The 15973-nt window shown below is 46.7% G+C and carries 15 protein-coding genes; 3 read left to right on the top strand and 12 right to left on the bottom strand.

The genetic code is table 11. From position 1 onward, the window contains the following. Genes LDO37_RS26270 through LDO37_RS26260 form a run of 3 tightly spaced genes read left to right on the top strand, consistent with a single transcriptional unit; the run spans position 1 to position 2591 of the window. Positions 1 to 540, top strand: a complete 540-nt coding sequence (locus LDO37_RS26270; RefSeq protein ID WP_126610118.1) for a histidine phosphatase family protein — start codon at positions 1 to 3, stop codon at positions 538 to 540. Continuing rightward, positions 541 to 1533 carry an adenosylcobinamide-phosphate synthase CbiB gene (gene cbiB, locus LDO37_RS26265; protein WP_126610119.1) on the top strand — a complete coding sequence of 331 codons (993 nt, stop codon included), beginning with the start codon at positions 541 to 543 and terminating at the stop codon, positions 1531 to 1533. It abuts the gene before it with no gap. Then, positions 1530 to 2591, top strand: a complete 1062-nt coding sequence (locus LDO37_RS26260; protein WP_126610120.1) for a threonine-phosphate decarboxylase — start codon at positions 1530 to 1532, stop codon at positions 2589 to 2591. The genes cbiB and LDO37_RS26260 overlap by 4 nt, the downstream gene beginning before the upstream one ends. Before the next feature lie 89 nt (positions 2592 to 2680). Here LDO37_RS26260 and LDO37_RS26255 read toward each other — a convergent pair whose 3' ends face one another. From LDO37_RS26255 to LDO37_RS26200, 12 genes are all read right to left on the bottom strand, one after another. Then, positions 2681 to 4348, bottom strand: coding sequence for a metallophosphoesterase (locus LDO37_RS26255; RefSeq protein WP_126610121.1), 1668 nt, complete (start codon positions 4346 to 4348; stop codon positions 2681 to 2683). Positions 4349 to 4686: 338 nt separating this feature from the next. Then, positions 4687 to 5541, bottom strand: coding sequence for a tagatose bisphosphate family class II aldolase (locus tag LDO37_RS26250; protein WP_126610122.1), 855 nt, complete (start codon positions 5539 to 5541; stop codon positions 4687 to 4689). Further along, positions 5532 to 6776, bottom strand: coding sequence for an N-acetylglucosamine-6-phosphate deacetylase (nagA, locus tag LDO37_RS26245; protein ID WP_126610123.1), 1245 nt, complete (start codon positions 6774 to 6776; stop codon positions 5532 to 5534). Before nagA ends, LDO37_RS26250 begins: the two co-directional genes overlap by 10 nt. Beyond that, positions 6766 to 7206: a PTS galactosamine/N-acetylgalactosamine transporter subunit IIA gene (agaF, locus tag LDO37_RS26240; protein WP_126610124.1), complete on the bottom strand. Its 441-nt coding sequence runs from the start codon at positions 7204 to 7206 to the stop codon at positions 6766 to 6768. The genes nagA and agaF overlap by 11 nt, the downstream gene beginning before the upstream one ends. 113 nt (positions 7207 to 7319) lie before the next feature. Next, positions 7320 to 8204, bottom strand: a complete 885-nt coding sequence (agaE, locus tag LDO37_RS26235) for a PTS N-acetylgalactosamine transporter subunit IID (RefSeq protein WP_126610125.1) — start codon at positions 8202 to 8204, stop codon at positions 7320 to 7322. Further along, positions 8194 to 8970 carry a PTS N-acetylgalactosamine transporter subunit IIC gene (agaW, locus tag LDO37_RS26230; RefSeq protein WP_126610126.1) on the bottom strand — a complete coding sequence of 259 codons (777 nt, stop codon included), beginning with the start codon at positions 8968 to 8970 and terminating at the stop codon, positions 8194 to 8196. The genes agaE and agaW overlap by 11 nt, the downstream gene beginning before the upstream one ends. Before the next feature lie 34 nt (positions 8971 to 9004). Then, positions 9005 to 9478 (bottom strand): PTS N-acetylgalactosamine transporter subunit IIB, encoded by a 474-nt coding sequence (gene agaV, locus LDO37_RS26225; RefSeq protein ID WP_126610127.1) that lies wholly within the window; start codon positions 9476 to 9478, stop codon positions 9005 to 9007. Positions 9479 to 9480: 2 nt separating this feature from the next. Then, positions 9481 to 10653 carry an SIS domain-containing protein gene (locus tag LDO37_RS26220; RefSeq protein WP_126610128.1) on the bottom strand — a complete coding sequence of 391 codons (1173 nt, stop codon included), beginning with the start codon at positions 10651 to 10653 and terminating at the stop codon, positions 9481 to 9483. After that, a complete protein-coding gene (locus tag LDO37_RS26215; protein WP_126610129.1) occupies positions 10653 to 11960 on the bottom strand; it encodes a D-tagatose-bisphosphate aldolase, class II, non-catalytic subunit in 1308 nt (435 codons plus the stop codon). Before LDO37_RS26215 ends, LDO37_RS26220 begins: the two co-directional genes overlap by 1 nt. Positions 11961 to 11968: 8 nt before the next feature. Next, positions 11969 to 12745 (bottom strand): transcriptional repressor AgaR, encoded by a 777-nt coding sequence (agaR, locus tag LDO37_RS26210; protein WP_126610130.1) that lies wholly within the window; start codon positions 12743 to 12745, stop codon positions 11969 to 11971. A gap of 381 nt (positions 12746 to 13126) precedes the next feature. Then, a complete protein-coding gene (gene agaR, locus LDO37_RS26205) occupies positions 13127 to 13900 on the bottom strand; it encodes a transcriptional repressor AgaR (protein ID WP_126610131.1) in 774 nt (257 codons plus the stop codon). Positions 13901 to 14286: 386 nt separating this feature from the next. Then, positions 14287 to 15831 (bottom strand): purple acid phosphatase family protein, encoded by a 1545-nt coding sequence (locus LDO37_RS26200; RefSeq protein WP_126610132.1) that lies wholly within the window; start codon positions 15829 to 15831, stop codon positions 14287 to 14289. Between the last annotated feature and the right edge of the window lie 142 nt (positions 15832 to 15973).

The raw sequence follows: 15973 nt of genomic DNA, 5'->3' as shown, positions 1-15973 counted from the left end.
ATGCAATTTACACGGTCCATAGTGCTAGTTCGACATGGAGAGACAGAATGGAATCGAGCGGGCATTTTGCAAGGGTGGCGCGACAGCCGCTTGACCCAAAAAGGAATCCAGCAGATCCGCCATTCAGCACGAAAAGTCTTTAAATATCAGTCTAATAATCTCTTTCCTATCTACACCAGCGATTTAGGTCGTTCTCTATCATCCGCCAGAATATTGGCCAATGAATTGGGAGGATACCTTGTAGTTGATAAACGATTGAGGGAAAGGGCGTTTGGAGAATTAGAAGGCAAACCGTTAGGGGCTGATTTCGTTCGGAAAAACAAGAAGATGCCTGAAACTATTGAGCATTACCACTCCAGAATACGAGCGTTTATCTACGCTGTGACTCGGCAACAATCGGATCAACCTGTGATTGTGGTTGGGCATGGAGAGTGGATTCGTACTTGGCAACAATTGTTTATCGGCGGTGCGGAGTTCTCGCTACCCCAAAATGGCGACATTGTTGTCGGAAAGTTGGAATCAGGGAAAAAGGCTTCTTAAATGGATTGGTGGGTAAACAGCGTATTTATGTCGGCTATAGCGATATGCGGTGCACTGGTGCTGGATGCCTTGTTCGGAGAGCCTAAAAAATGGCATCCCCTAATAGGTTTTGGCAACGTCGTTTATTGGCTTGAAGAAAAGATAAATACTCCAGCCTCAAGAGATACTTTGAAAAGCAAAATCAAAGGATCAGTGGCTTGGTTGTTGGTTATCTTCCCCTTTGTTGGCGGTGTTTTTTGGGTTGCTTCTTGGGTGAGTGGATCTTCTTCGTTATGGGGGTTTTTCTTTCAAGCGGTGATTCTCTACCTTTGTATCGGTCAGAAGAGTTTACTTGAACATGCAAGTTGGATTCATCAGCCTTTGCAGGCGGGGGATCTTGCCGAAGCAAGAGAGAAAGTTGGTTGGATAGTAAGCCGAGAAACCGAGCAGATGTCCGAGTATCAAATCACATCCGCAGCCATAGAATCGGTACTAGAAAATGGGAACGATGCGGTTTTTGGCACGCTTTTCTGGTTTGTATTGCTTGGCGCTCCGGGCGCTGTTTTATTCAGGCTAACCAACACCCTGGATGCTATGTGGGGGTACAAAAACGATCGATTTAATAGCTTTGGGTTTATCGCCGCCAAAGCGGACGACGTTATGGGGTATCTACCTGCAAAAGCTACCGCTGTCAGTTATGCGATCCTTGGTAACACCAAGCAGGCTATGGAATGCTGGAAAGCACAAGCTCAAGCTTGTTCTAGCCCTAATGGCGGTCCAGTCATGACGTCGGGCGCGGGTTCACTTAACATCAGAATCGGTGGTCCTGCGATGTATCATGGAAAAATGCATAATAAAATTCACATGGGATCTGGGGAGCTCGCGAAGCCAGAAGACATCCCAAGAGCTTGTCGACTGGTCGTGCGAACCAGCCTATTGTGGTGTGGCGCGCTCATACTGCTCGGCCTTGTAATGCTGGATTGGAACACGCTGCTTTCAGGAGCCAACTTATGATTCATCATGGCGGCAAATTATTGGAATTTTCTGCTCGTTTTGACATTCCCGTCGAAGATTGGCTGGACTTATCCACTGGCGTGAGCCCATACACTTACCCTGTAAGCGATATACCGACAAACGTGTGGAACCGCTTACCGGAAGATGAGGATGGACTTATCGAAGCCGCGCAGCGGTATTATCAATCCCCACACCTTTTACCTATCGCGGGCAGCCAAGCGGGTATTCAGTTGTTGCCATCTCTACTATGCGAGCACCGCGTGTTGGACAAAGCTTCAACTTTGCCGATGTTTAGCACTAAGGCGCTTCGAGTCTTACTGCCAAAGGTGGGGTACAAGGAGCATCAGCACGCGTGGCAGCAATGTGTGGCTAAAGGGTTTGCGGAACTGAGTTTTTACGATGGCAAACCAGACGAGCAGTCCATTGCCAATTGCGACGTTTTACTCGTGATTAACCCAAACAATCCGCAAGGGATCAAGTTTGCACCACGTATTATTCAATCGTGGTTATCTGCTCTGCCCGAACACGGCTGTTTAGTGGTGGATGAAGCGTTTATGGACATGACGCCTGATCACTCTGCCTTGACGCTCTATCCACAAGGGGTACCAAGCAATCTTTTTGTTTTTCGTTCCGTTGGTAAGTTTTTTGGGTTGGCGGGCATGCGACTGGGCTTTTTGTTCGCATCTGCCGATTGGCTAGCAAAAGTACAGTCTAGGTTAGGTCCTTGGACCGTTCCCGGACCAACTCGTTACGTCGCGAAGCAAGCGTTGTTGGACCAGAAATGGCAAAAGAACAACCGCGAACAGTTGATGAGCGATGGGAAAAAAATGCGAACGCTACTCAGCGTATTTTTCCAAGAGATTGAAGGACAAACACTTTTCCATACAGTGAAATGCGCAGAAGCAGAAAAGCGGCATATGCAACTTGCGGAAAGAGGAATCCTAGTTAGATTATGCGATGAAGGCGATGCTTTACGATTTGGTTTACCTCGTGAGCAATCTCAGTGGCTTAGGTTGGAAGATACGCTTAGAGATATTTGGAGCAATCTCTCAAGATGATACTCCCTCAAGATGATACCCCCTCAGATGGAGAGGGGGCGGAATTAAAAAGGTACTTACCTAAAGCAAACTAGCGTAAGAGTAAGGGGTTAGCGCGGTGCTAGAAGCTCCACAGGCTTACGAGTAATGCCAGACGCTTTATCCGCAATGAAATGGTGGTAGGTTCCATTCTCGTATTCCAAGCCTTGAACTCTTCCTTCTACGCTGTAATTGGTTTGATGATCCACATCTGCGGCAATGACATGGTAATCGTATAGATAAGAAGGCTTTTCAAAAACAGTATGCCCAATGATGACTTCTTTCGCCCCAAATTCGGCAAGTCCTTGTTCTAGTTGGTCCTGCGATAACTGCTCTCGTGGCACGGCGCGATCCCAGTAGAGTCGTGAAGGTAAGTAATATGCGTCTTTAATCGGCTTGCCTTGATCGTCATATCGGATGTAACCCGCATCCATGTGTTCACGCCCATAAGCATTGATGTCTTTCAATAACAAGCGACCGTCTTTTAACGCAGAGATAAGATCGTTATTAAAACCAGCGTGAACAAACAGCGTGTCACCCGCGATTTCCATAATGTTTTTTGAACGCAGCCATTGACCAAGCACGGTGTCTTTGGCGTGAAGTTCTAGAAAGGTTTTGCCCATCAAACTGGCATTTTCAAAATAGCGAGGGTGAACATAGCGGAAATCGCCATAAAAGTTCATTAGGTCGTGGTTACCCAAAATGAAATGTACGTCGCCACCAGCGCGCTGCGCTTGGTTTTCAAGGTGATAGAAAAGCCATAAGCTTTCAGTTACGTATTCACCTCGGTCGAACAGATCACCTAAGTGATACAAGTGCCCAGAGCCATACGTCCAATTGTATTCCTTGTCCATAATGCCAGCCTGAACCAGCATGTAAACGAGCGCCTCTATGTTGCCTTCGAAATCGGAAGTCACAAAAAACTGAGTGGGTTTATCGTATTGGTAAGGCGGTGGTGTAACGCCTTCGTTAAGCTGCACGTTAAAACTGCCCAACTCACCAGGTAGGTCAACCTTAATTCCTTTGCTCGGGACTTGGTCATAGGTGCGTCTGGTTAACCCCGACTGGCTCACTGCTTCAATGCGAATTGATCCATTGGAAAGTTGGGTAACGTAAGGACCGTCTGGTTCCCCTTTGTAGTTAAGTTCTTTATTTAGCGATGCATTGAACTGAACATCATTCGTGGAATGGTTGACCTGATTATATACCGCAACAGCAATGATATTCTCGCCTTTAACGAAAGCTTTGGAAGGCAGCACAAATGTGTTTTCGGCTTCCTCAGCATACTTTGAATACTTCATCGGAGAGGTGGTATTGGTGAGCGTTTGATTGCGTTTTAATAGAGGAGAACGTGCGATCTCAACGCCATTTACCCAAATAACGGCAGCGTCATCCACCCGCATTTTTAGGTACACATCTTTCAGTATTAAAAGGTTGTTTACCTTGATGGTTCTTCGGAAATAGTAGGCACTCGGTGTCGCCTCAGGAAAGCTCATTGTTTTGTAGTTGGTAAGCGCTGTATTGCCATCAATTGGGTGGTCGTAGCCATAAGAAAATATACCTTCGCCTTTCTTCCAGTCCGAGTCGTCATAACTTGGCTGATTCCATTTAGGTGATGGTTCTATACCGCTGTCCATGTAGCGCCATTCTGAACCGTAATCGAAGAACATTTCTTTGTTGTCTTTACACGCTGTTAAGGCAAGTACAGCGACAAGCATGAGCCAGTATCTTATAGGCATCGGTTTGTTTCCTTGGGTAAAATTCTTTGGGTATGGATTTGTGTGCATTAGTTATGGGCACAGCATAGAGGTGAGTTAAGGCATTGGTGTGACGAACATATGAAAGCAAAGCGACAAAAGCTCAAGACGCCAGTAGTGTTTTTGAGTATCGGAACTCAGATATTTATGTATTGTTCTTCGTTATAGCTGGAGAAATGTTAGCAACGTCTCGGATTGGGTGATTACTGTTGTATCAAAAAATAGGGGACCGAGAGTTTGGTCCCCTTGTAAAACACCTAATGGGGGATGGTGTTGTGAAAAAAGAGATGACGCTGGCTTGGAATGAAAAAGCGCTTTTTTTAGATTTTTCCTTCGCTGCCGCACATACGAATTTTATCCATAACCACTTGTTTCATTGCCGCTTTGCCGGGTGTGATGTACTTGCGAGGGTCGTTCGCACTAGGGTTGTCAGCAAAGTGCTGCTTAACCGCATCAGAGAATGCGATCTTCAATTCTGTCGCTACGTTCACTTTGCATACACCCAAATCAATACAGCGCTTAACGACGTCATCTGGTATGCCTGATGCACCATGAAGTACTAAGGGAATATCCACTTCCGCTCGAATTTTTTCTAGCCGATCAAAATCGAGTTTGGGTTTGGCTTTGTATAATCCATGGGCGGTACCGATAGCGACCGCCAAAGAGTCAATGCCTGTTCGACGTACGAATTCTGCCGCAGCGTACGGGTCGGTCATCAGGGCGTCTGCACTGTCCACAATTAAGTCATCTTCTTGCCCACCTAAGCGACCGAGCTCTGCTTCGACACTGGCATCATAGCGACTGCAAAGCTGCACGATAGAACGCACGATCTCAATATTCTGTTCAAATACGAAGTGAGAGCCGTCAATCATGACCGAGCGAATGCCATGTTCAACCTTATTGCGGATATCTTGTTGATCTTCATGATGATCCAAATGTAACACTAGCGGCATGGAATGCTTGTGGGCAGCTTCTTTACAGATACTGACAAGGTAATCGGTGCCAGCGTAATCATAGGTGCCCGGCGTGCCTGCCAAAATAACGGGTGATCCCATTTCAGAGGCGGTTTCTACGATAACTTGTACGGTTTCGAGATTATGAATGTTGAATGCGGGAACCGCGTAGCCACCATGTTGTGCGCGTTTAAGCATTTCACGCGAAGAAATTAGATACATAAAGCCTCCTGATTGGGCGTTGAAACCGAGTTGAATACGAGACGCCCGTGAACCCAAGTGTGAGTAATGGAAAAATTTGAATTTATTGCCACCATGGAAGCGCGTTTGCCAACTTCCAAAGTGCCGAATTGATCTTGAATACCAAGCGATTGAGCGGGTGTCAGTGATGCCATTAGCCATGCTTGTTCGAGCGGTAAGTCGAGCCACTGCTGAATGTTGTGCACCGCGCTATTTAGTGTGAGCGTGCTGCCTGCCAAGCCACCTGCATCAGTTTTAACTACACCGTCTTTCATTGTTACGGTGTATTCTCCCAATGTGTAATCACCATCTGGCATACCAGCAGCACACATGGCATCGGTGATCAAGGTTAAGCGCGACGCGCAGCACCGGTGTGCTACCGCGATAGCCGCAGGGTGCACATGATGGCCGTCCGCGATCATCTCGACGTAGCAGTCTGGGTGGATAAGACCGGCTCCAACCACCCCAGGCTCACGATGATGTAGACCTCGCATGCCGTTATAGCAATGAACAATACCGTTAGCGCCAGCATCTAGGGCTTGTTGTACTTGGTCAAAACTGGCATCGGTGTGGCCCAGCATGACCTTTATTCCTTGTGAACGTAGGTGCCGGATAGTACCAATCGCTCCCTGCTTTTCTGGCGCCAACGCAAAGCTGATTAGTTGGTTGTCGCTGTAAGAAATCCAGTTGTCAATCTCTTCGATTGAGAGCTCTCTAAACCATTGAGTGGGGTGTGCTCCTTTATTTTTAGCGGTAAAATAGGGACCTTCCAGGTAAGCACCGAGAATTTCTGCGCCTTCTACCCCTTGCTTTTTACTTTGTGCGACTTGCGCTAATGCCGCGCGAATTTTTGCGACGGGAGCAGTTACTGTTGTTGCAACAAACGCTGTAACACCTTGAGTAGCAAAGAATAGAGACATGGTATTTAGGCTGCTGTGTTTAGCATCCATCACGTCACATCCTTTCGCACCATGCACATGAGAATCGATTAGCCCCGGTAACAGGCTAACTTCACCAAGATCGACCACCGACGTGTGGCAGGATGCGTCGAATGGCTCGATTGCGCTGATTTTTCCATGCTTGTCCACGCTGATCACGGCGTCATCTAGCCATTGAACACCCTGTAAAATCCGTTTGGCGCGATAGGTGTTTTGAACGTGGCATGGTTTGGATTGCCGATTCTGCAAGTGCTGATGATCAGCTTGGTTAGATCCCATCTTCTTCTGCCACCGTAGTTTGGTTGGTTTTTTGCGCCATCTCTGCGGCGAGGGATGTGATACCACGATGAGCGCATGCCAAAGCTTGGTCTCGAAACTCCGCGAGTTTTAGCTCATCTCGATCGAGCAGCATTTCCGCTACCATCTGTAAATTCGTGCCAGTGACGACTTCTATGTCACTGCGTTCTTGGCTAATCAGTGAAGCGGTGCGAAACGGAGTGCCACCAAGGAGATCGGTAAGAAAAATGATACCGTCACCCGAGTCTATTTCTTCAATGGCTTTGCGCATTGCTTCCTCAAGTTGCGGTGTTGTGGCTTCTTCTGGAAAATCGATAGATTTAAATTGTGGTTGGTCACCAATGATTTGAAGAATCGCTTGCGCAATACCGGAAGCAAACCCTCCGTGACCAGACAAAATGACAGCAATCATGTGTTATTCCTTTTTTTGGGGCTGACGATTCAGCCCCTTTTTTGTTTCATGAAAAGCAGTGCTTCGTGAAAAACAGTGTTTTGTGAAAGCAATGTTTCGTGAAAAAGCCGAGTTTACAAAAAGCCCATAAAGCGACCTGCGACACCGAGTGTTACGGTGATGCCAATCAGTTTTAGAGGGCTCCAGCCTCGTTTTACCAAGGCATACATGGCTAACGTATACAGCAGAGGCAAAAAGGCAGGCATGAGCTTATCAATAACATCAGCTTGCAGTTTGACCACGGCATCACCTGCCGTAATTTCAGCGGTAGTCGATAAGCGAACGTATGTTGCGACCAATGCGCCGATAACGGTCATCCCAACCATGGATGCAGCGTGCCCAACTTTTTTGGTGTTTGCTTTAATGATGGGAATAGCAGCAACCCCCATTCGATACGCGTAGTGCGCCAGCCCGAATCGCAAGCCAAAGTGGACTACGTTGAACAGAACCATGAAGAACACTGCTCCCATAATGGAGCCTTGCAGGGCTAGGTCGGCACCGATACCACCACAAATAGGCAGAAGCGTTAGCCAGAACATGGCATCACCAATCCCCCCCATAGGTGCACCAACCGCAATCTTAGTACTTTGAATACTGTTGATATTCTGTTTGGAACGTTCCATTGCCAGCACAATGCCCATAACAAACGTCACTAAGAATGGGTGGGTGTTGAAAAAGCCCATGTGCCCTTGCATCGCTTTGGAAAGATCCGCCTTGTTGGTGTGAATCTTTTTCAGTGCGGGGATGAGACCGTACAACCAACCCGCTGCTTGCATACGTTCAAAGTTGAATGACGCTTGCAAAAGCAGTGAACGCCAAACCATTTTGTTAATGTCCGTTTTCGTCAGTTCCGCGCCAACCTCTTTATCCTCGTACTCATCCTGAGCCACGCCTGTCGCAGGTTGCACCGCAGTATTTTGAGTGCGGAGGTCAAATTCATTGCTCACATTAGATTCCATCTTCAAGATCCTTAGTTGATGCTGTTACAGAGGTGGGTTCTGACTTGCGCATAAAGTCGATAATCGCCATGGCTGTTGCGGCAGCCGCTATCGCGAGGATAGGTAACTCTAGCCACGCAGCTGCAACGAAACCGATAATGAAATACGGGATGTATACGTTTTTCATCATGATTTTCATCAAGACAGCGAAGCCAATGGCGGGCATGATTCCACCTGCTACACCAAGACCATCAATCAGTTCTTTTGGAAGGGTACTTACCACTGCTCCTGCGTGTTCTGCGCCAAGGTATATCGGTAAGAAAGCGCAGAGGAAGTAGAAAGAGCCAAGTACAACGAGTGCGAAGTAGTTGACGCGTTCAATACCATCAGTATCGGCATCGCGAGCAAAGGCATCACACTTAGACATCACCGCCGACATAGCGGAGAAGAGCAAGGTAATCCCCATTTGAACTGCGACAGCAAATGGCACCGCAACCCCAACGGCAACATTCGGTTCAACACTGGTGGATATGGCAAAGGCGGTGCCCACGATGGTTCCAATGATCACATTGGGAGGCTGAGCACCAGCGAGCGGCGCTAAGCCCATCCATATAAGTTCGAGCGTACCGCCCACCAAAATGCCGGTTTGAACGTCGCCAAGGATCAAGCCCACGAGCGGGCCAAGTACGACAGGTCGGTGAAAGTGGGTGAGACCATTGAACAAATCAAGGCCAGCAAAGAAGGCAAGGATGCCGAGCATCAACGCCTGTAAGAGTCCTATTTCCATGAGAGTTTGTCCTTATTTATTAAAATACTTATTGCTAAATAAGCGTAAAAAGATCCGTTGCGCTTTCTGTAGGAACACCTTGTACAGTGCAGTTCACTCCAAGCGCGTTGAGTTTATGAAACTCCTCGACGTCTTCGGCATCGACCGAAACCGTTTTAGATACTTGTTTCTTTCCATCCACAAAGTGCATATTTCCAACATTGATACTGGTAATTGGGACACCGCCTTCCACCAACAGGCGAAAATCTTTAGGGGTACGGCAAACCAATAAGATGCGTTGGCGGTCAGCGGCTTTGTGGATGGTGTCTAGTGTCTTTTGCACCGTCCAGAACCGGATGGCGATGCCGTCTGCCAGCACCATTTCCATCAGGTTTTGCTGGATAGTGTCTTCGGCTACTTCGTCATTAACGACGACCACAATGTTGGCATCGGCGAAGCCGACCCATTGCACGCCCACTTGCCCGTGGACGAGGCGTTCATCAATTCGACTTAAAACGATATTTGGCATGATTAATTCCCTTTAATGTCATTGTTAAATGGATGAATAGTCACTCCTTGTACTACTCGGTTAACTTCGCCTGTTGGGCAAGGGTTGTCGGGCCCTAGCCCAAGTTGAAGTGATTTCTCAAATGCCAACATTTGGCAGAACAAGATGTAAGGAAAGCAGAGCCATTCTTCATCCACATCTAATTGTCCAAGCTCGAATACATTGGTGTTGTCTAACGTTTTTTCAGTGAGGGCAATGTGCTTTAAGGCTTGCTGGTCTCGTTGGATTTCGTTGAACAAGTCAATATCGTATTGGCGGGTATAGTTGGCGCTGGAGATAAACTGAATAACCAACGCTTTATCGTTGATGGTGAACTTAGGACCGTGACGGAACCCAAGGGAAGAATCGAACGCAGTCATGACTGCTCCGGCGCTGAGTTCCAACGATTTTAGCGACGCTTCACGCGCCAGCCCTGAAAACCCGCCGCTACCAAGCACAATTAATCGCTCATACGGCAGCGCAGACAACGATTTGATGGCGGATTGCCATTGCTCAATTTTGTTCTCGCATAAGCTGGCAATGGTGGCGATGTTGGTGTGCGATTGATCTGTATCGTTGCCCCCTAATAAAACCAGCGTAGACATCAGCATGCAGCTGAAGCTTGACGTCATGGCAAAGCTTTTATCATTAGAACCTTCAGGCATGATCATGCAGTACGCGTTGGCAGCGGTATTCGCGTAGCGAGAAAGTGCTCCGCTTTCATTACACGTCAGAATTAAGTGAAAACATTCGGGAACGAGCTGATCAATCAGTTCGACCGCGGCAACGCTTTCTGGGCTGTTACCAGACCGAGCGTAGGAGACCAGTAAAGTAGGGCGCTCTGGGTTAATGTACTGCTCTGGGTTTGAAACCAAATCGGTGGTTGGAATAGATTCAACTTGATAGCTCAACTTCGATTGAACAAAAGGCATGGCAGTGTCACCAATGAATGCCGATGTGCCTGCGCCTGTAAGAATGATGCGAAGATCTGAACGCGATAATAGAGGCGATAAAAACGCGTTAATTGAATTCGATTGGCTTTCTAAATCGTTTGCCAAACGTCGCCACAAACGCGGTTGATGTTCAATTTCTTGAGCAGTGTGAATGCCATTGCGCTGGTCTAGCCAAGCGGGTTCGTAGCCTAAGTAGGTCGTCATTAAATTGTCTCCTTACTCGTCACTGAATTGGAATAACAAGCGGCGGAATAGACTTTGGTCACTTCCATGATCTTGTGTATGACAATGTCAGCAGGTAGGTTTTGAATTTGATTTTGTAGGATGGCTTTTGCCTGATTTGGTAAATACTGGCTGAGTAAAGTCAGAGGTAATGGGCGTGCCTCGAGGTTGCTAAATAATGCGTTTTGCGCTTTTTTGACATTAGGGTGTGTCCAGTAATAGCGAATTCGGTCGCTTAAGCTGTAGCTGCAATCAAGGAATTGTTGATGTCCTTTACTCGAGTAATGAGAACGCCAGTAGTCTGGTTCTTCGTGCATCACTTGTTCAACCGTGTCGCGCAGGTGAGAAGCTTCATGGCTCCCCAACCATTCTTGTTCAGCACGTTCAAGCCCATAGAGTGCTTCGCGCAATGCAAAAGTTAACGCGGGACCGACTTTGAGAATCGCAAAGTGATCGTCAACCAGTTCATGGTATGCCTGTGGGTTTTGGTAATCGGTCGAATGTGCTTCAAAGACAAGGTGAGGCAGATCTTCCACTACCTTGCTCAAAGGTTGAGCCGCCCTGCTTTGGTAGTGATGAATTGAGTGATGATCGAACTCGACGCCCGGCTGGACAACTAAACCAATGATGCGTGACCAAACATGCTCCAGCCCTACATCGTAAAATGCTTGGTGATGCGCGTCTAATGTCGCTATGGCTTTTTCTGGGCTGGTGAGTTCTAATCCTGCTTCTTGCAACGACTCTAGGGCACCACCGGGTGTGGGTACTTCTGTACCAATGACATACAGAGGGGGTTCTCCACCTGCTTCATTCCATGCGCTTTCCGCGACAACACAAAGCTGTGCAGCCCGTTCTGCCATAACACTTTCACTTAGTGGTGACTTATCGTCAGCACAAGCCATGGAGCAATCAAGGTGAATCTTCTTAAATCCCGCGCTCACGTAGTCGTGAATCATTTGCGCGGAATATTCCATGGCTTGACGTGCTGGTAAATGCTGCCAGTAATTAGGACCTAGGTGGTCGCCACCTAAAACGATGCGCTCGGCGGGGAAACGGTGTTTTTCTGCAAGCTGAAACACGTGTTCAGAAAAGTTCAGAGGTGTCATGCCAGTGTAGCCACCAAACTGGTTAACTTGATTGGACGTCGCCTCAATCAAAACCAATTGGTTGTCTGCAGCCGCTTGTTTGATAGCGGCTTCCAACACCAAAGGGTGAGCAGAGCACACGGAATAAATGCCAGTGGTTTGCCCTTGCTTATGTTGTTCAATCAGCGATTGTAGAGTTTTCATTGTGGTTCCTAATTGACCGTTTGATCGGCGAGAATGACGTCGACACCCATATCTAAGAGTGCCTGATGAGTGGTATGAGGAATGTTGCTGTCGGTGACCAATACGTCGATTTGATTAGCGGCTCGAATCGTGCAAAAACTTTTACGCCCGAATTTACTGGAGTCGGTCACCGCGATGACTTGCCTTGCGACATCACACATGGTGCGGTTGATTTGAGCTTCGAGGCTGTCTGGTGTAGTGATGCCTGCGCCCAAATCGAACCCATCGACTCCTAAGAACAGTTTATCGAACAGGTAAGAGCGAATTTGTTGTTCGCCGTGATGCCCAGTTAATGAGCACGACGCTCTGCGCAAACTGCCACCGACCACGTGTAAGTCGATTTGTTCATTGTTGCTGAGTTGATACGCAGTATTCAGCGCGTTAGTGAGAACGACAAGATGCTGCTTATTCGTGAGGTATTGCGGCATTAGCCCAATGGTTGAGCCCGAGTCGAGTATGATGGCTTCCCCATCTTGCACTAGTGCTGCTGCAGCGTGAGCAATTTTTTGCTTGGTACTGCGGTTAAGTTGATCTTTTCGGTAAAGAGGCTGATCGAAGGCAAAATTCGGATTCAAATTTGCGCCACCGTAACACCGGAAAACGCAGCCTTCTTTCTCCAACAAATTGAGGTCATGGCGAATGGTTACCGCCGACACATCAAACTCATCTGCAAACTCATCGACCTTTCCTGAGCCTTGCGAACGAATGTGCTCCATGATTTTTTGTCGTCTTTGTGTACTCGTCATTACCGTTGCCTTTCTTTTTTCATCGACAGCTGAAATGTTCTTGTGTCTGTTGTTGTGAATTAAATCAGGCATGGTGAAACAAAAATGAAAGGTCGATCACAGGTGATTGTCTTTCGTTCTTGGGGCTAAAATCCTTTCGTTTCGTGAGAAGTGAAAGGTTTGACTTTCGTTTTAATTTTGATGTTTCAGTCAATAGATACCATCACACCATTGATCTGCGATTTCAGAACTGAAAGGGGCAATGAAAGAGTGAGCTATAGCAAGATTTCGAAGTGACTCATGCGTAAGATCACATTTTTAGTAATAGGGGTAGATAAAAGGTTTGAATAATACTGAATTGAAGAAAGGAATTGGGGTGGGAGGCTTTACCACATAATACGGTTAAGTGACGGTGACGATGTGCACTTCAATGCCTTTGGCTTTGAGAGCTTCTGCGTAGCCAACCGGAATACCGCTATCGGTAATCAGTATGTCGATTTGTTCTGGGCGTGCGATCGAGCAAAAGCTTTGGCGATCGAACTTCGACGAGTCGGTAATGGCGACAACGGTCTGCGCTGACGCAAGCATCTTTCGGTTGACCTCAGCTTCCCCTTGATGGGACGTACTGATTCCCGTTTCTTTGTCGAACCCATCTACCCCAATAAACAAGAGGTTAAAACGGTAACTTGCAAGTAGGTGCTCTCCAGCCGCACCGTAGAGTGAGTAAGAGTTTTTACGAAGGACGCCACCAGTGACCATAACATCAACGCCATCTTGGGTGGCAAGATGGTAGGCGATATTAATGGCGTTGGTCATCACCGTTAAATTATGTTTGCCTTTTAAGTGATGGGCAATTTGTTCGGTGGTGGATCCGGAATCAAGCAAAATGGTGTCACCATCCTTGATCAAGTTCGCGGCGTAAGCACCGAGCTCGGACTTAATACGGTTGTTGATTTGTTGTTTGTCGCTTAAGGGTTGATCGAATGCAAATTGATGGTTTAGCTTTGCCCCGCCATAACATCGAGTCACACACCCTTGTTTTTCTAAGTAATTTAGATCGTTTCGAATGGTGACTTTAGAGACTTGGAATTGCTCCGCGAAATCATTGACATCACCTTGCTGGTGAGTTTGGATGTGGCTCAAAATGGCTTCGCGACGTTTTGCTGTGTCAGTCATTGGCGGTTAAACGTATTCTGCTATTGGTATATGCTTAACTTTAGCTCACGTTGCCTTGGCATCAAACACCTTAAGTTTCAAATAGCTTAAGTTTCAAACAGCTTAAGTTTCAAACAGCTTAAGTTATCGAGTAACTCAAACTATCTAAAATCTAAGCGATCAAACTCATTCATAATCGGGCTCACTTTTTATCGAATAATTTAGGGGTAACAAACATCCTACAGTTGCACAATAAGGCTTCTCGCTTTAAAAAATGTGCCAGCGTAGACAAGGAAGCCATCGAGTTAGTGACTGATATACTTAGTTATTAATATATTCAGTCACCCATATACCCGGTTACTCATATGCTTGCTTGTACGCGCTGGCACGCATAACAACTAGTTCGCTCAGTTGGTTAAAGTAACAACATCGTCGTACACTCTTCTTTCCCAGCTTTGGATAAATCCGGATTTGTCCATCATTGGGAATACGTAGACAGGGGCAATTTCCGCCGACCATGTTCCTTTCTCGCTTTTCTGAACATTCACTTCTAAATGACCGTAGTGCTTACCACCACTAACCAGCTTTTTGCCTTCCCATTTCTCCGGAGCGTCAAGGTGAGCGAGAAAAACTTGGTGAGGGTTATCTAGCGGGACATCGTATTTACCATCTTTACCGAAATAGGGGCCGCGAAGCCCGTCGCCGCCAATACCAACATCGTAAAAATGAATACCTTCTACGACGGAGTGCTCGTACATCTCATCGTGCCCTGCAAATACGGCATCGACACCGTATTTTTTGAACAACGGAGTGAGGACTCTTACAGGCACGCCAGACTGGTTATCCTGGCCTTTTTCAAAACCTTGGTCGCCAGTCGGAAATCCATGTGGACCGACGGAATAAGGTACATGATGAAACTGTACAAAAGTGAATTGGGCTGTTTTTTGGGCGTCTGCCAGTTGTTTTTCTAACCATTGATACTGTTCTGAACCTGGGTTGAAATCTGGGGCGTTTATCCCTGTCAAACGCCAGTTGGTATCTTGGCTCGATTTGTCGGCTTTGCCGTCGGACGTGTCTATAGTGATGTATGTGATGGGACCATAGTCCACTCGGTAATATCTGTCTTTAAACACAGAGCGTTTGCTACCGTTGTCTGGTACATCAAAATAGGTTTGGTAGCGAGCAATAGCTTGGGCAGAGAGATCTTCTACGTACTCATTTTTGCCGCCATCAGGGCCTGGGTAGTTTTCGTGGTTACCTATTGCTGGCAAGATGGGAACACGCGAAGCCACATTACCTAGCTCGCCGGAATTGTGTCGCCAAAATTCATCCCAATCACGTTGTTCATTCCCTGACTCAACCAAATCCCCTGCAATGGCGTTAAAATTTGGCTGTCTTGATGAAATCACGTTCATGTTCTGTTGGTAGCCTATTGTCTGGTCAACTATATACTGTCGGTTAAAGTCGCCAAATGGTTCAGACCAGCGACGGGTTCGACCTGTCGATTCAGGCTCTGTTTCTGAATCGGAATACACGACAAACCGAACGTTCCCATCTTTACTCGGTGCTGTGGTAAAAGTGGCATTATAGGTTTGTCCGTTTTGTGTAACTGCGTAATTGTATTCTGTTCCAGCATTCAAGCCAGATAGGGTGACACTATGAATGTAAGGTGCGCTGGAACTGGCTAACTCTTTTCCATATTTCTCTATTTCTGTCGGAAAATAACGTAACTCTTTGGCTTCTCTTGGTGTTGAAGTGAACACTATATTCTTACCATGTTGCTGTAGTGTCACTTCACCAGGTGATTTTTTGTTTGATAACCACATGATGGTCATGCCGCTATCCGTCGGATTTTGTAAATATGGGTGAACGCGAAATTCTTGGTTAGCAATTGCAGATGTACAAATACCAACACCACTTAATAGACAGGTTGTTAGCCATGGATTTTTCATGTTTTCTCCTAGCGATTTATCAATGTTAGAATCGTGTTTAAGTATTTAATCAGCTAAAAATAGTTTTATTATTTAACTCGATCACATTTGTTCCATTAAACTTTTATGATGTTTTTTCTTTCGTTTTTAATAAAAGAAAATG

It is taken from the genome of Vibrio penaeicida (assembly GCF_019977755.1).
GTDB classification, from domain to species: Bacteria; Pseudomonadota; Gammaproteobacteria; order Enterobacterales; family Vibrionaceae; genus Vibrio; species Vibrio penaeicida.
The sequence above is the reverse complement of the archived record's forward strand: the minus strand, read 5'-3'. Positions and strand labels throughout refer to the sequence as shown.

Bases quoted from the DNA above. Each gene is read 5' to 3' on its own strand.
- agaR (WP_126610131.1), bottom strand. From the start codon at position 13,900: ATGACTGACACAGCAAAACGTCGCGAAGCCATTTTGAGCCACATCCAA.
- LDO37_RS26220 (WP_126610128.1), bottom strand. From the start codon at position 10,653: ATGACGACCTACTTAGGCTACGAACCCGCTTGGCTAGACCAGCGCAAT.
- agaW (WP_126610126.1), bottom strand. From the start codon at position 8,970: ATGGAAATAGGACTCTTACAGGCGTTGATGCTCGGCATCCTTGCCTTC.
- LDO37_RS26250 (WP_126610122.1), bottom strand. From the start codon at position 5,541: ATGTATCTAATTTCTTCGCGTGAAATGCTTAAACGCGCACAACATGGT.
- agaV (WP_126610127.1), bottom strand. From the start codon at position 9,478: ATGCCAAATATCGTTTTAAGTCGAATTGATGAACGCCTCGTCCACGGG.
- agaF (WP_126610124.1), bottom strand. From the start codon at position 7,206: ATGATTGCTGTCATTTTGTCTGGTCACGGAGGGTTTGCTTCCGGTATT.
- LDO37_RS26200 (WP_126610132.1), bottom strand. From the start codon at position 15,831: ATGAAAAATCCATGGCTAACAACCTGTCTATTAAGTGGTGTTGGTATT.
- LDO37_RS26260 (WP_126610120.1), top strand. From the start codon at position 1,530: ATGATTCATCATGGCGGCAAATTATTGGAATTTTCTGCTCGTTTTGAC.
- nagA (WP_126610123.1), bottom strand. From the start codon at position 6,776: ATGGGATCTAACCAAGCTGATCATCAGCACTTGCAGAATCGGCAATCC.
- cbiB (WP_126610119.1), top strand. From the start codon at position 541: ATGGATTGGTGGGTAAACAGCGTATTTATGTCGGCTATAGCGATATGC.
- agaE (WP_126610125.1), bottom strand. From the start codon at position 8,204: ATGGAATCTAATGTGAGCAATGAATTTGACCTCCGCACTCAAAATACT.
- LDO37_RS26270 (WP_126610118.1), top strand. From the start codon at position 1: ATGCAATTTACACGGTCCATAGTGCTAGTTCGACATGGAGAGACAGAA.
- LDO37_RS26215 (WP_126610129.1), bottom strand. From the start codon at position 11,960: ATGAAAACTCTACAATCGCTGATTGAACAACATAAGCAAGGGCAAACC.
- agaR (WP_126610130.1), bottom strand. From the start codon at position 12,745: ATGACGAGTACACAAAGACGACAAAAAATCATGGAGCACATTCGTTCG.
- LDO37_RS26255 (WP_126610121.1), bottom strand. From the start codon at position 4,348: ATGCCTATAAGATACTGGCTCATGCTTGTCGCTGTACTTGCCTTAACA.